Genomic DNA, 13364 nt, shown 5'->3' on the forward strand with positions numbered 1-13364 from the left:
CCGCGTCTGCGTTCGTGCTCGGCGGACAGCCGGTGGCCAAGGCGGACGGTTGCGCATCGAAGCAGCCGACCTGGGGGTTCCAATGTGTCGCTTCGGCGTCGAACGTCTCGTACGCAAGCTGCAAAAAGGACGCGCCGCTCTGGAGCGATCGGGCACAGTGCGTCCAGCGAACCGACGGTAGCGGTAGGTACGACCTCTGGGTGCCGTCCAACTGAGACGGCCGTGCCGACCCTATGGCAACCTGTCGGTCGGCGGCACGTCTTGACGTCATTCGGCCGGCGGCGGGGGCCCATTCACGTCGGCCGTACAGCGGCCACTTGTGTGCGCCCGTGAGCCTGCTGAATGGCAACAATACGAATCCCGCGCAGACGCCTATAGGGCCCAGCTGAACCGCACCCTGTCTTTCGAGCGAAGCGGGACGAGCGCGCGCCGCGAACACGCAGAGCCGTAGGCGCTGCCCGAAAACACAGCTATGGTGTTTCGCATGAATGCTTGGTTGTTGCGGGCCGTCGTGCTCGGTGCGCTGGTGGTGGCGTTGCGCGCCGGGCTCGGGTTCGCGATGGTGTATTGGCCGACGCACGGGGCGCTGATGCGCATCCTGTGCCTGGTCGTGCTGGTCGCGGCCATCGTGTCCTGGGGTGTGCTCGACGGTCGCCGCGACCGTATCGCCAGCGGAGACGCGGAGCGAGGCGCCGATCTGACCATGATGTGGTTGAAGGCCGCCGTCGTGGGCGGGGTGGGCAGCGGTCTGGTGGCCTGGCTCCTGGACTTCGTGCCCGGATTCGACCTCGGTGACAACGGCCTGCTCTTCGAAGTCACCGCCGGCGCGGCGTTCATCATCCTGCTGATCTTCGTGCCCGCGCTGATCGGCGTCGGCGTCGGCCGGATGCTGGCCGAGCGGCAGAACGGCAAGGGCCGCTCCACCCCGCCGTCGACGTTCTCCGCCGCGGGAAGCGCGATCTGATTCGACGCACGAACGGCGCGCCCGATAAGGGGCGCGCCGTTGTCGTATCCGGTGGCCGTGCGGGTTACAGCAGAACCGCACCGCCGCTGGGACTGTCCTCCCTGGCGATCGCCGAGTAGGCGGCGGCCAGCAACGTCGGATCAGGTCCTTCCAGGCGTCCGGGCTTGGCCAGGCCGTCGAGCACGACGAAACGCAAGACGCCGGAGCGGGTCTTCTTGTCCGTCTGCATGGCGTCCAGCAGCTGGGGCAGCGCGTCGGCGTCGTAGCTGGTCGGCAATCCGACGGCGGACAGGATCGTGCGGTGCCGGTCGGCGGTGGCATCGTCCAGACGGCCTGCGAGCCGGCCGAGTTCGGCGGCGAACACCAGACCGACGGAGACCGCCGCGCCGTGGCGCCACCGGTAGCGCTCCCGCCGCTCGATCGCGTGCCCGAGGGTGTGACCGTAATTGAGGATCTCGCGGAGGCTGGACTCCTTCAGATCGGCGGCCACGACGTCGGCTTTCACCTGAATCGCGCGGCGGATCAGCTCCGGCAGCACTTCGCCGGCCGGGTCGAGGGCGGCCTCCGGGTCGCGCTCCACCAAATCGAGGATCACCGGGTCGGCGATGAAACCGGCCTTGATGATCTCGGCCATGCCCGCGACGATCTCGTTGCGTGGCACGGTTTCGAGCGTGGCCAGATCGACCAGCACGGCGGCGGGTTCGTGGAAGCAGCCGACCAGGTTCTTGCCCGCCTCGGTATTGATGCCGGTCTTGCCGCCGACCGCCGCGTCGACCATCGCCAGCAGCGTGGTGGGCACGTGCACGATGCGCACGCCGCGCATCCAGGTGGCGGCGACGAAACCGGCGAGGTCGGTGGCCGCGCCGCCGCCGAGGCTGACCACGACGTCGTTGCGGGTCAGGCCGATGCGCCCGAGCACCTCCCAGCAGAACCCGGCGACGGCCAGGTCTTTGCCCGCCTCGGCGTCCGGGATCTCCACGCGGTGGGCGTCGACGCCGGTGTCGGCCAGCGCTTTTCGCACTACCTCGGCGGTCTCGGTCAGCGGCGGCTGATGGAAGATGGCCACCGTGCGCACGCCCTTGGCCGCGCCGTTGACCGACTCGACGAGTTCGCCGAGCAACCCGCGGCCGATGATTACCGGGTACGGGTCGGCGGTCCGGACTTCGAGACGACTCGGCTCTGTCACGTGGCTTGCTCCGATTCTGTTGATGCTGTGGTCGGCTGCTGCCGTGCCCTGGATCGGGCACGACGTGCGCGGGCGCGCCGGGAACGGCTGCTTGTCGCCGTGTCGCCGGCGCCCGCCCCGCTCGCGGCGTCGGGTTCGCTCGTGATGCTTCTGCGGGTGCGGCGGGACCGAACGGTGGCGGTCACCGCCGACTCCGCACCGGTATCGGTGTTCTCGTCTTGATCCGCGGTTTTCCGCCGGGCGGCGGTTCTGGCCCGGGCGCGGCGCCGGGCCCGGGATCGGCTGCTGCCCTGCGGAATTCCGCTGGGCGGCGGCAGATCCGCCTCGGCGTGCTCGACCGGCTCCATCCCCAGCTTCGTCATGATCATCCGCACCACCCGGCCCGGGCTGCGGCCGTCGGTGCGCACCCGGACGGTCGCCACTTCCCGGTACAGCGGCCTGCGGGTGCGCATCAACTCCCGGTACTTCGCACCGGGGTCGGCGTCGTTGAGGAGGGGCCGCTGGGTGCTCGCGCCGGTGCGCCGGAGGCCCTCGGCCACGCTGATCTCCAGATAGACCACGGTGCGGCCGTGCAGCAGGGCCCTGGTCTTCGCGGACAGCACGGCGCCACCGCCGAGCGAGACCACGCCGCGCTCGGCGAGGACGGCGCGGCGCACCACCCGCTCCTCGATCCGGCGGAATTCGGGCTCACCGTCTTCGGCGAAGATCTCCGGGATCGTGCGACCGGTCTCCCGCTCGATGCCGGCATCGGTGTCGTACAGCTCGACGCCGAGTTCCCTGGCGAGCTTGCGGCCGATCGTCGATTTCCCCGCTCCCGGCGGTCCGACCAGCACCACGCGCGGGGCGCGCGGATCGGTCTGCACGATCATTGCGACCGACTGTCCGCGGACACGTGGGGGCGAGTGCTGATGCGCTTGATGTAGCTGGTGATGTTCTCGGCCGTCTCGGTGAGCGAGTCGCCGCCGAACTTCTCCAGCGCGGCCTGTGCGACGACCAGCGCCACCATGGATTCGGCGACCACGCCGGCGGCGGGCACGGCGCACACGTCCGAACGCTGGTGGATGGCGACGGCCTCATCGCCCGTGGTCATGTCCACGGTGGACAGCGCACGCGGAACCGTGGAGATCGGCTTCATGGCGGCGCGCACGCGCAGCGCCTCGCCGTTGGTCATGCCGCCCTCCAAGCCGCCCGCGCGATTGGTGGAGCGCAGTACGCCGTCGGGGCCGGGCCGCATCTCGTCGTGCGCCTGGCTGCCGCGGCGGCGCGCGGTCTCGAACCCGTCGCCGACCTCGACGCCCTTGATGGCCTGGATGCCCATGAGCGCGGCCGCGAGCCGGGCGTCGAGCCGGTTCTCGCCGCTGGTGAACGACCCGAGGCCGACCGGAAGTCCCTCCACGACCACCTCGACCACGCCGCCGAGGGTGTCACCGTCCTTCTTGGCCGCCTCGATCTCGGCGATCATCGCGGCTTCGGCGTCCTTGTCGAACGCCCGCACCGGACTGGCGTCCACCGCGGCGAGATCGGCGGCGGTCGGCACGACGCCGGAGGTGTTCTGCGCCGCGCCGATGGACACGACGTGCGACACGACCTCCGCGCCGAACGCCTGGCGCAGGAAGTTGCGCGCGACGGTGCCCGCCGCGACGCGCGCGGCCGTCTCCCTGGCGCTGGCGCGCTCGAGCACGTTGCGGGCGTCGTCGAAGTTGTACTTGAGCATGCCGGAGTAGTCGGCGTGCCCGGGCCGGGGCCGGGTCAGCGGTGCGTTGCGGGCCAGGTCGGCGAGTTCGGCCGGATCGACCGGGTCGGCGGACATCACCGTCGTCCACTTCGGCCACTCGGAGTTGGCCACCTCGATCGCCACCGGGCCGCCCATCGTGCGGCCGTGCCGCACACCGCCGACGAGGGTGACCTTGTCGGCCTCGAACTTCATCCGCGCGCCGCGGCCGTAGCCGAGCCTGCGGCGGGCCAGCTGCGTGGAGATCTCGTCGGACGTCACCTCGACGCCCGCCACCATCCCCTCGAGGATGGCGACGAGAGCGGGACCATGGGATTCTCCGGCAGTTATCCAACGCAGCACGTCGTTCATCTTCCCATGTCGACGCCGCCGCTCCGGAATGTGGCCCGCCGTGACGACGCGCACGGTCGGGGAGGGCCGGCTACCGCGGGCCGCGGTGCTCACCGGGCGATGACGATGGGCCGATCCACCGAGCGCAACAGCGTGTCACTCACCGAGCCGAACAGCAGCCGCCCCAAGGCCCCCCGGCCCCGATTGCCCACCACCAGCAACTGTCCGTCGCGCGAGCGTTCGAGCAGTCGCCGCTCCGGACGGTCGCGGACGACCTCACGCCGGATGGTGAGCTCCGGGTACTGCTCCTGCCAGCCGGCCAGGCTGGTGGCGAGCAACGCTTCCTCGGTCCGGCGCAGCGCGGCCCAGTCGGTACCGATCGCGGCCAGCGGCTCGACCTCGCCCCAGGTGTGCACGGCCACCAGTTCGACCCCGCGCAGCGACGCCTCGGTCGCCGCCACCTCGATGGCGGCTTGCTCGGCGGAGGACCCGTCCACCCCGACGATCACCGGGCCCGTATCAGTCGGTTCCCACAACGGCGTGTCGTCGGGTACCACCGCCACCGGGCAGTCGGCGTCCCGGGCGACGGCGGTGCTCACCGAGCCGAGGAGGACGCGCTGCACGCGGCCGATACCGCGGGTGCCGACCACCAGCATCGCCGCGCTCCGGGACCGCTCGATCAGGGCGCCGGCGATGTGCGCGGTGCGAATCTCCGTGCCGATGGCGATGTCGCGCACGGTGTGCGCGGCCGCCACCGCGGCGTTCGCGGCGCGCTCGATCGCCTCGTCCGCTTCGCGCACCCGCAGCAACGCGGCCGGGCGCGGCGGATCGTCGTCGTCGGACCCGAGTGACGACTCGACGATGAGCGAGATGTGCAGTGGCGCGTCGTGCAGCGCGGCGGTCTGCGCAGCCCAGCGGACCGCTGTGATCGAGGGATCGGAACCGTCGGTTCCCACGACGATCGGTCTCCGCGACGGATGCCTCGGATTCACTGGGCGGCTCCTTCTCGACGCTGCTTCTCCTGTCGTTGCGCATGCGAGGGCGACTCGCCGAAGTGCCGCACTTGGAGCGCTGCAGCCGCGGCCGCTCGGGAAAGTCGTTACCCGCGATTGATGCTACCGATGAATTGCCATGAATTTGCTGGCTTCACGATCCGCTGATCCGGCGCGGAAGCGCCGGATCAGGTCGAGTCGAGGGTCGACGAGAACAAGGCCAGCAAGGTCGCCAGGCACATCGCTGGGCCATGCGGCACGGTGACCGCGCCGGCGCCGGGGTCGGCGGCGTGGGAGCCGAATCCGCCACGGCAGGCCAACGCGCTCAGCGCGACGCACACGGTGAGCGCCGGCGCGCCGAGTGCGGCCCACACCCACGGTCGAGCGCCGCCGAGGGCGGCTGCCCCGCCGAGCATCGCCGCGAGTTTGACGTCCCCCGCGCCCAGCGCGGCGGGTGCCGCGAGGTGTACCAGCAGATACGGCGCCGACAGCAGTACCGCGCCCAGCAGTGCGGCAGCGAATTGTCCTGTGTACAGGCCATATCCGAGAACGGTCAGCGCACCCGAACCGGTCAGTTCGTTCGGCAGGCGCCGTTCGCGCAGGTCGAACACCGTCAGCGCCACGCACCACACGGCGAGGACGGCGCACGCGAGAGGAGTCATGTCTCCACTCTCGCCCGGCCCCGGAGCGGAACAGCCGTGCCGGCCCAGAATGTGCATAATCCGGGCGAATGTGAACAGGGTATGGGTCAGCCCGCCTCCGTCCTATCGAGAATTGCTGAGCGACAATGCTTTTCGTGTCGGTCGTGGTGCTTCTGCCGCACCGGCGGCATGCCGAGCACGTGTTGCCTGTCGGCAAGCGGTGTGTCGGCGGTAGTTTTGACTCATGTGTGCTGATCACCAGGGTCATGTGCCGGACTACGCGGCGCGGCGTGGCGCGCTGCGCAGCCTGCTGGTGGAGAACGGGGTGGACGCCCTGCTCGTCACCGATCTGGTGAACATCAGATATCTGACCGGATTCACCGGTTCCAACGCGGCGTTGCTCGTGCACTCCTGGGACACGCGGGTCGCCGAGGAACGAACCGTGATCGGCACCGACGGCAGGTATCGGACCCAGGTCGCCGAGCAGGTGCCCGACCTGCGCGCGGAGATCGCGCGCGCCACCGCTCGGCGGATCGTGCAGCTGGCCGGGGAGTGGCAGGTCGGCCGGGTCGGTTTCGAAAGCCATGTCGTCACCGTCGAACAGCATCGCGGTTTCCTCGAACAGCGCACCGGCCTGGAGTTCGTCGCCTCGCCCGGCCTGGTCGAACAGTTGCGCATGGTCAAGGACGCCTACGAGGTGGAGCAGCTGCGCGCGGCCTGCGCGGCGGGCGACGCCGGTCTGGCCGCGCTGCTGGAGCGTGGCGGACTGCGTCCCGGTCGCACGGAGCGTCAAGTGGCCAGGGACCTGGAATGGGCCATGTTCGAGCACGGCGCCGAAGCGGTGTCGTTCGAAACCATCGTGGCCACCGGCGCGAACTCGGCTGTCCCGCATCATCGCCCGACCGGCGCCGTGCTGGCGGCGGGCGATTTCGTCAAGCTGGACTTCGGCGCGGTGGTCGGCGGCTACCACTCCGACATGACCCGCACCTTCGTGCTCGGCGCGCCGACCGACTGGCAGCGCGAGGTGTACGCGCTGGTCGCCGACGCGCAGCGGGCCGGATGCGACGCGCTGCGGCCTGGGATTCCGGTGGCCGACGTCGATGCCGCGTCGCGGGCGGTGATCGAGGCCGCGGGTCACGGCAAGTTGTTCGTGCACGGCCTCGGCCACGGGGTCGGGTTGCGGATCCACGAAGCGCCCGGAATCGCGAAAACCGGAACCGGTACACTTCTGACTGGCGTGGCGGTGACCGTCGAACCAGGTGTGTACTTTCCCGGCCGCGGCGGGGTCCGGATCGAGGACACGCTCGTGGTGCGCGAAGGGGGCCCGGAGCTGCTCACCCACACCAGCAAAGACCTGACCGTCGTCGACTGACGCCGGTCTGCCCGAGACCAAGCGGTAGAACGAGGAGATCCGAAGACAGTGGCGGACACCAGCGACTTCAAGAACGGCCTTGTGCTGAAGATCGACGGTCAGCTCCAGCAGATCATCGAGTTCCAGCACGTCAAGCCGGGCAAGGGCCCCGCGTTCGTGCGGACCAAGCTGAAGAACGTCGTGTCCGGCAAGGTGGTCGACAAGACCTTCAACGCCGGCGTGAAGGTGGAGACCGCCAACGTCGACCGCCGCGACATGACCTACCTCTACCACGACGGCACCGACTACGTCTTCATGGACGGCGAGACCTTCGACCAGATCTCCATCGCCGAGGAGACCATCGGCGACGGCGCCCGCTTCCTGCTGGAGAACATGACCGTGCAGGTCGCCACGCACGAGGGCGCGCCGCTGTACGTCGAGCTCCCGGTCTCGATCGAGCTCGTGGTCCAGCACACCGACATCGGCCTGCAGGGCGACCGCTCCACCGGCGGTACCAAGCCCGCCACCCTGGAGACCGGCGCCGAGGTGCAGGTCCCGCTGTTCATCAACACCGGCGACAAGCTGCGCATCGACTCGCGCGACGGCAGCTACCTCGGCCGGGTCAACGCCTGATCACCCGGCCGGCAGATCCGGGATGATGTGACCGTGGCTGACCAGCCCGTGGACAAGAAGTCCACGTACAAGAAGCTCGGCGCGCGGCACAAGGCCCGCCGCCGCGCGGTCGACCTGCTGTTCGAGGCCGAGGCCAGGGACGTCGACGCCGCCGATCTGCTCGACGAGCGCGCCGAACTCGCCGGTCGTGATCAGTCGGTCGCGCCGGTGCACCCCTACACCCGCACCTTGGTCGGCGGCGTCGCCGACGACCTCGACCGGGTGGACGGCACCATCGAGTCCTACCTACAGGACTGGACCTTGGCGCGTCTCCCGGCCGTGGATCGCGCGATCCTGCGCATCGCGGTCTGGGAGCTGTTCCACGCGAGCGACGTCCCGCCGGTCGTCGCTGTGGACGAAGCGGTGGAACTGGCCAAGGAACTGTCCACCGACGACTCCCCGTCCTTCCTCAACGGCGTACTGGGTCAGGTCGTCCTGGTGGCACCGCAGGTGCGTGCCGCGGCGGCTGCGACTCGGGCTCCGCGCCCGGAGCCGGAGTCGTGAACAAGTACCTCGTTCTGGCGATGCGCACCCCTCGCTTCGACAATGCCGTGATCGAGCCGCATCGGCAGTTCCTGCGGTCGCTGGACGACCGCGGGCAGCTGCAGGAGAGTGGCCGCTTCACCGACGGCACCGGCGGCGCGTACGTGATCTACGCCGAGAGCCTGGACGCCGCCCGCGAGATCGCGTTCACCGATCCCGTGCACACCACGGGCTCCTCGGAACTCACGATCTACGAGTGGGAGATCACGGCGCCGAACTGACTTCGGTTCCACCCCGCGTCTGCGCGGTGTTCCCGCCCGGCCCGGGTGGCCGTGGGCGCGCGGATGGCTCCCGTTGGTGGGTGTACGGATGACCAGCGGGAGCACGACCGGAACCGGTGGTTCCGCGCGTGAGATCGGACCTCGACGTGCGTCTCGATCCGGCCTCGGCGGCTATCCTCGTACCTCAACCGCGCTCGAGGTCAAGAGAGGCGCTGTTTTCGCCGCCTAGCTGCCAGTGACCAGCAGCGCTGCGACCGCTCCAGCGGTGGCGACCACGGCGAGGGCGGCTCCGGTCAGGACGAAACGCCGCATGGGGACCCGTACACCGTGCATGCGGCAGAATTCCAAGCACAGCAGGGTGGCGAGCGAGCCCCACGGCGTGACGACAGGGCCGACATTGGTGCCGATCAGCAAGGCGAGGAGCTGATCGCCGTTCTGCGCGGGAATCACCGACTCGCCGGCCGTGTAAGCGGGCAGGTTGTTCGCGACATTGGACAGAGCCGCACCCGCCGCCGCGGCGCGGAACGCGCCGGACGCGCCCGGGTCGGTGCCGATCAGGGCGTGCATCAAGTCACCGAGACCGAGTCGGCTCAGGGTGGGTACCACCAGAAACAGGCCGACCACGAAAACGAACAGCCGCCACGGGATGAGTGACCACCGCAAGGCGCCGCGGTCGAACACGGCGAACGCCGCCAACGCGATCAGCGCCGCGAGTGCCGCCGCGATACCGATCCGATCGCCGACGAGGGGTATCGCGACGATGAACAGCAGGCAAGCCCCCGCTGTGGTGAAGAACAGCGAGCGTTCTCGGAAGTTCGTGGGCCGGATCGGCTCGGGCGGCAGATAGCGGTCGGTTTCCCGGCGTCCGCGCCGCCAGTACCACACCCACAAGCACACCGTCGTCGCGGCGACCGAAACCAGTTGTGGCGCCCACATCTTCGCCGCGAATCCGGACGCGGTCAGGGCCACCCGGTCGGCGGCGAGCAGATTCGTGAGATTGGAGACCGGCAGCAGCAGGCTCGCGGTGTTGGCCAGCCACAGAGTGGTCATGGCCAGCGGCAGTGGCGGAATGCGGGCAGGCGCCGCGAGTGCCAGCATGACCGGGGCGATGAGCACGGCTGTGGTGTCGAGGTTCAGCAGGACCGTCGTGGCGGAGGCGAACAGTACGCAGAGACCGAACAGCGCGGGGTAGTAGCCGCGCCCGAGGATCGCGAGGCGATGGGCGATGGCGTCGAAGACTTTGGCCTGCCTGGTGAGTTCGGCCAGCACGATGACGCCGGCGAGAAACAACAACAGCGGGCCGATGCGGCGCATGTTCGCGGCGGCCTCGTCGCGGGGCAGAAGCCCGGTGAGCACGCACAGCACACCGGCCGCCAGCAAGGCGAGGCGGACCCGGTCCAGGACGCTCAGTCGCGGCCCGGACGTGGTCGCGGGCGGGTTTCGCACAGAGGAATCGACCAGTTCGGGCACGACTGCCATCATGGCAGCCTCTTTCGGTCGCCCCCTTCCCGGCCGAGGGGCGGGCTGACCCGAGACGGCGATTCCTGTTTACCCGTTGAACGTGCCGTTAGACGATGGTACGTTATTCGGGTCACACAGGGTCGGGCGCGCCGGCCCATTCGTCGGGTGGAAACCGTTGTGTCCGAGGAAATCTCGGCTTCGTCCGCCGCCGAGTCAAGGATGTATTGCCCATGAGCATCGCCATCGGACTGGTATTTCTGTTCATCCTGGTCGGAGGCAGCCTACGGTCGGCCGAGGCCGGCTGCCAGAACACGTTGATGAACCACATGAAGAACATGTGGCTGTGCGCCGTGATCTCGTATGCCGTTGCGCTGACCGGGTTTTCGATTTTCCTCGCGCTGTCGTCGAAGAGTCCGTGGCCGACGCTCGACGACGTGCGGAACATGCCGTGGTGGGCGCCCTTCGGCGGCCTGCTGGGCGGCGCGGCGGTGATGGGAATGATCGCCGTCGCCCGTCATGTCGGAGTGGCGACGTTCAGCGCGCTGGTGATCGTAGGCGAGATGGTGGTCGCCGTGATCATGGACCACTTCGGCCTCATGGGATTCGAAGAGCGATCCGCCAGCATTCCGCGTCTGGTGGCGTGCGGGCTGATCACGCTCGCGATCTACCTGATGGCCGACGAGCCCGCGGCCGGTGAGCCCAGGGTCAGCGTCACCTGACGGCGGTACGCGCCCCACTGCCGGCAAACCAACCCTTCGCACTCTCCCGAGGACTCCCGATGACGGTCCAGACCGCCGAAAAGACCCGTGCCGCGCTGCCCCGCGCCACGATGGCACTCATCTTCGCGTTCATCCTGGTCGGCGGCGCACTGCGTTCCGTGGAAGCCGGCTGCCAGAACTCGCTGAAGCTGGCATTGAAGAATGTCTGGCTGTGCGGCGTGATCTCCTACGCCGTGGCATTCACCGGCTTCGCGATCTTCCTCACGGTGGCGCTGCTGGTTTCGACCAACCGGCCGTGGCCGACGAAGGCCGACGTCCGAAGCATGCCACGGTGGGCGCCGTTCGGCGGCCTGCTCGGCGGGGCCGCGATCCTGGCGATGATCTCCGTGGCTTCCGATGTGGGCGCAGGCACCTTCAATGCCTTGATCATCGCGGGACAGATGTTCGGTGCGCTCGCGATCGACCACTTCGGGCTGATGGGGTTCCCGCGGCGTGCGGTGAGTTCCAAACGCATCGTCGCCTGCGTCATGATCATCGCCGGGATCTACCTCATGGCGAGCTACTGAGCCCGCGCGGGGCGCAGCAGGACCTGGTCGACCGCCACGATCTGAGAGATGGATAGGGTATCTATCGCACTGTTGCCTCGCCGAAGGAAGTAGGAGACATGGCCGCGAACGATCTGACCGTCACGGACGTCCATACCGCGCAGCAGGCGTGGGCACTGTTCGATCGCCTCCCGACCGCGCGGGTCGAGGAGATCACGACGGGGCGCTGGCGCGGCGAGGAACTGGACACCGGTCATCCGATGGATGGCGTGCTGGTGGCTTCGGGCTGGTACGGCAAGCAGTTCGACGGTCCCGACAGCGTGCATCCGCTGCTGTTCACCTCCGGCGGCACGGTATTCCCCGTCGATCCGCGCCGCGTCCCGGTCGCATTGGCCGGGCGGGTGCCGCTGTCGGGTGTGCGTGCTGTGCGCAAGGCGCTGCCGGTCCTGCGTCCCGCGTTGCGCACCAGCAAGTACACCGCACGTCTGCGTGCGGTCGAATACCGCGGCGTGACCAGTGCCGCGATGGTCTACGACCACCTGCCGATCATCGACCACTTCCGGCGCGCCGACGAGCACACCTTGTTCGGCGTGATGGATTTGCGCGGTATGGCGGAACCGTACTTCTTCGTCCTGCGCCGGGACATCGGCTGAGGCGGTTGCCGATCCGGTCGGCCACGGCCGATCCGCGTCCGGCGCCGTGCCCGCCGCACTAGGATTTGCGCAAACAGGCGACGCCTTGCGGCGATGGTGACCGAGGGAGGCACAGTCGATGGAACGCACGACATGCCTGGTGGTCGGCGGGGGACCGGCCGGAATGATTCTCGGGCTGCTGCTCGCACGGGGCGGTGTCGAGGTCACGGTGCTGGAGAAGCACAAGGACTTCTTACGCGACTTCCGCGGCGACACTGTGCATCCCACGACCCTCGACCTGCTCGATGAACTGGGGCTGGGCGCCGAATTCGCGAAACTCCCCGCGCGGAAAGTGGATCAGGTGCAGCTGCCGATCGCGGGGGGCCTGCAGACACTCGCCACGTTGAAGAACCTGCCGGGCAAGCACAAGTACGTCGCCATGGTGCCGCAGTGGGATCTGCTGGATCTGCTCGCGCGGGCTGCCGAGGCCGAGCCCACCTTCCGGCTGCGGATGAACACCGAGGCCACCGACCTGGTCTGGATCGACGGCAGGGTCGGCGGCGTGACCTACCGGACCGTCGACGGTTCGAGCGGCTCGATCGAAGCCGACCTGACCGTGGCCTGCGACGGCCGCGGTTCGCTGCTGCGGGCGGCCGCGGGGCTGCCCACCCGTACCTGGCCGACGCCGATGGACGTCTGGTGGTTCCGCTTGCCGCGCACGGAGATCGACCCCGCGGGCGCGCTGCCGATCGTCAGCGCCGGGCGCGTGGCGGTTCTGCTCGACCGTGGCGATTACTGGCAGTGCGCGACGTTGATCGCCAAGGGCGCCGACGAGTCCGCCCGCCAGGGGCCGGTCGAGGACATCATGCGCGGCCTGGCCGAGGCCGCGCCCTGGCTGTCCGATCGGGTCGACGCCTTGACCAGCTGGGACGAGGTCAAGTTGCTGGATGTGCGACTCGACCGGCTGACCCAGTGGTACACCAACGGCCTGCTCTGCCTCGGGGACGCCGCGCACGCGATGTCCCCGGCCGGCGGCGTCGGCATCAACCTGGCCGTGCAGGACGCCGTGGCCGCGGCCGGAATCCTCGCTCCGCGGTTGCTGTCCGGCACGCTCGGGACCAGGGATCTGGCGAAGGTGCAACGGCGGCGGAGGTTCCCGACCGTCGTGACCCAGGGCATACAGCGACTCCTGCATGCTTTCGCGATCGTCCCTGCTCTCGAAGGGCGCGTCGACATCGCCCGTGCCGCTCGCGCGCCGCTGCCGGTCCGCATACTGCGTCGCGTTCCCGTACTACGCAGCGTGCCACCCTATTTGCTCGCTCGCGGCGTCCTGCCGGAGCACGCGCCCTACTTCGCTCGGCGCTAGCGGTTCGGC

The 13364-nt window shown here is 69.3% G+C and carries 15 protein-coding genes; 9 read left to right on the plus strand and 6 right to left on the minus strand.

All coding sequences use genetic code 11. The annotated features are described in order from the left end of the window. Window positions 1–484 precede the first annotated feature (484 nt). Complete coding sequence (locus QMG86_RS09670) at window positions 485–964, plus strand: B-4DMT family transporter (protein ID WP_281878990.1); 480 nt, start codon at window positions 485–487, stop codon at window positions 962–964. A 64-nt stretch (window positions 965–1028) separates the two neighbouring features. Here QMG86_RS09670 and aroB read toward each other — a convergent pair whose 3' ends face one another. The 5 genes from aroB to QMG86_RS09695 form a co-directional block, all read right to left on the minus strand. Further along, on the minus strand, window positions 1029–2150 hold the full coding sequence (gene aroB / locus QMG86_RS09675; RefSeq protein WP_281878991.1) for a 3-dehydroquinate synthase: 1122 nt from the start codon (window positions 2148–2150) through the stop codon (window positions 1029–1031). Next, window positions 2147–3019 carry a shikimate kinase gene (locus QMG86_RS09680; protein ID WP_434086168.1) on the minus strand — a complete coding sequence of 291 codons (873 nt, stop codon included), beginning with the start codon at window positions 3017–3019 and terminating at the stop codon, window positions 2147–2149. Before QMG86_RS09680 ends, aroB begins: the two co-directional genes overlap by 4 nt. Next, window positions 3016–4224 carry a chorismate synthase gene (gene aroC, locus QMG86_RS09685; protein WP_281880880.1) on the minus strand — a complete coding sequence of 403 codons (1209 nt, stop codon included), beginning with the start codon at window positions 4222–4224 and terminating at the stop codon, window positions 3016–3018. The genes QMG86_RS09680 and aroC overlap by 4 nt, the downstream gene beginning before the upstream one ends. Window positions 4225–4322: 98 nt before the next feature. After that, complete coding sequence (locus QMG86_RS09690; RefSeq protein ID WP_281878992.1) at window positions 4323–5168, minus strand: universal stress protein; 846 nt, start codon at window positions 5166–5168, stop codon at window positions 4323–4325. A 224-nt stretch (window positions 5169–5392) separates the two neighbouring features. Next, window positions 5393–5866 (minus strand): prepilin peptidase, encoded by a 474-nt coding sequence (locus tag QMG86_RS09695; protein WP_281878993.1) that lies wholly within the window; start codon window positions 5864–5866, stop codon window positions 5393–5395. A gap of 223 nt (window positions 5867–6089) precedes the next feature. On the opposite strand from QMG86_RS09695, the gene QMG86_RS09700 reads away from it, so the two are divergent. From QMG86_RS09700 to QMG86_RS09715, 4 genes are read left to right on the plus strand one after another with little or no spacing between them, the layout of a single operon-like run. Continuing rightward, entirely contained in the window at window positions 6090–7217 is a 1128-nt protein-coding gene (locus QMG86_RS09700) for a M24 family metallopeptidase (protein WP_281878995.1), read from the plus strand. Between the two features lie 48 nt (window positions 7218–7265). Further along, the gene (gene efp, locus QMG86_RS09705; protein WP_159837837.1) at window positions 7266–7829 is read left to right on the plus strand and encodes an elongation factor P; all 564 of its coding nucleotides are present in this window, start codon (window positions 7266–7268) and stop codon (window positions 7827–7829) included. 33 nt (window positions 7830–7862) lie between these two features. Beyond that, entirely contained in the window at window positions 7863–8372 is a 510-nt protein-coding gene (gene nusB / locus QMG86_RS09710; RefSeq protein ID WP_159837835.1) for a transcription antitermination factor NusB, read from the plus strand. Further along, on the plus strand, window positions 8369–8632 hold the full coding sequence (locus QMG86_RS09715; protein WP_159837833.1) for a YciI family protein: 264 nt from the start codon (window positions 8369–8371) through the stop codon (window positions 8630–8632). Before nusB ends, QMG86_RS09715 begins: the two co-directional genes overlap by 4 nt. Before the next feature lie 225 nt (window positions 8633–8857). Here the strand turns inward: QMG86_RS09715 and QMG86_RS09720 are convergent, their stop codons facing one another. Continuing rightward, window positions 8858–10114 carry an ArsB/NhaD family transporter gene (locus QMG86_RS09720; protein WP_281878997.1) on the minus strand — a complete coding sequence of 419 codons (1257 nt, stop codon included), beginning with the start codon at window positions 10112–10114 and terminating at the stop codon, window positions 8858–8860. A gap of 209 nt (window positions 10115–10323) precedes the next feature. Here QMG86_RS09720 and QMG86_RS09725 point away from each other — a divergent pair, with 209 nt between their 5' ends. The 4 genes from QMG86_RS09725 (at window position 10324) to QMG86_RS09740 (ending at window position 13355) form a co-directional block, all read left to right on the plus strand. After that, a complete protein-coding gene (locus tag QMG86_RS09725) occupies window positions 10324–10812 on the plus strand; it encodes a DMT family transporter (RefSeq protein WP_281878998.1) in 489 nt (162 codons plus the stop codon). Between the two features lie 59 nt (window positions 10813–10871). Next, the gene (locus QMG86_RS09730; RefSeq protein ID WP_281879000.1) at window positions 10872–11378 is read left to right on the plus strand and encodes a DMT family transporter; all 507 of its coding nucleotides are present in this window, start codon (window positions 10872–10874) and stop codon (window positions 11376–11378) included. A gap of 98 nt (window positions 11379–11476) precedes the next feature. After that, window positions 11477–12010, plus strand: coding sequence for a DUF4334 domain-containing protein (locus tag QMG86_RS09735; RefSeq protein WP_281879001.1), 534 nt, complete (start codon window positions 11477–11479; stop codon window positions 12008–12010). A 118-nt stretch (window positions 12011–12128) separates the two neighbouring features. Further along, entirely contained in the window at window positions 12129–13355 is a 1227-nt protein-coding gene (locus tag QMG86_RS09740) for an FAD-dependent oxidoreductase (protein ID WP_281879002.1), read from the plus strand. Window positions 13356–13364 lie beyond the last annotated feature (9 nt).

It is taken from the genome of Nocardia sputorum, assembly GCF_027924405.1.
Taxonomy (GTDB): domain Bacteria; phylum Actinomycetota; class Actinomycetes; order Mycobacteriales; family Mycobacteriaceae; genus Nocardia; species Nocardia sputorum.

Coding starts and splice junctions, on each gene's coding strand:
- QMG86_RS09670 (WP_281878990.1), top strand. CDS start 485: ATGAATGCTTGGTTGTTGCGGGCCGTCGTGCTCGGTGCGCTGGTGGTG.
- QMG86_RS09680 (WP_434086168.1), bottom strand. CDS start 3,019: ATGATCGTGCAGACCGATCCGCGCGCCCCGCGCGTGGTGCTGGTCGGA.
- QMG86_RS09695 (WP_281878993.1), bottom strand. CDS start 5,866: ATGACTCCTCTCGCGTGCGCCGTCCTCGCCGTGTGGTGCGTGGCGCTG.
- QMG86_RS09700 (WP_281878995.1), top strand. CDS start 6,090: ATGTGTGCTGATCACCAGGGTCATGTGCCGGACTACGCGGCGCGGCGT.
- QMG86_RS09720 (WP_281878997.1), bottom strand. CDS start 10,114: ATGATGGCAGTCGTGCCCGAACTGGTCGATTCCTCTGTGCGAAACCCG.
- QMG86_RS09725 (WP_281878998.1), top strand. CDS start 10,324: ATGAGCATCGCCATCGGACTGGTATTTCTGTTCATCCTGGTCGGAGGC.
- QMG86_RS09730 (WP_281879000.1), top strand. CDS start 10,872: ATGACGGTCCAGACCGCCGAAAAGACCCGTGCCGCGCTGCCCCGCGCC.
- QMG86_RS09735 (WP_281879001.1), top strand. CDS start 11,477: ATGGCCGCGAACGATCTGACCGTCACGGACGTCCATACCGCGCAGCAG.
- QMG86_RS09740 (WP_281879002.1), top strand. CDS start 12,129: ATGGAACGCACGACATGCCTGGTGGTCGGCGGGGGACCGGCCGGAATG.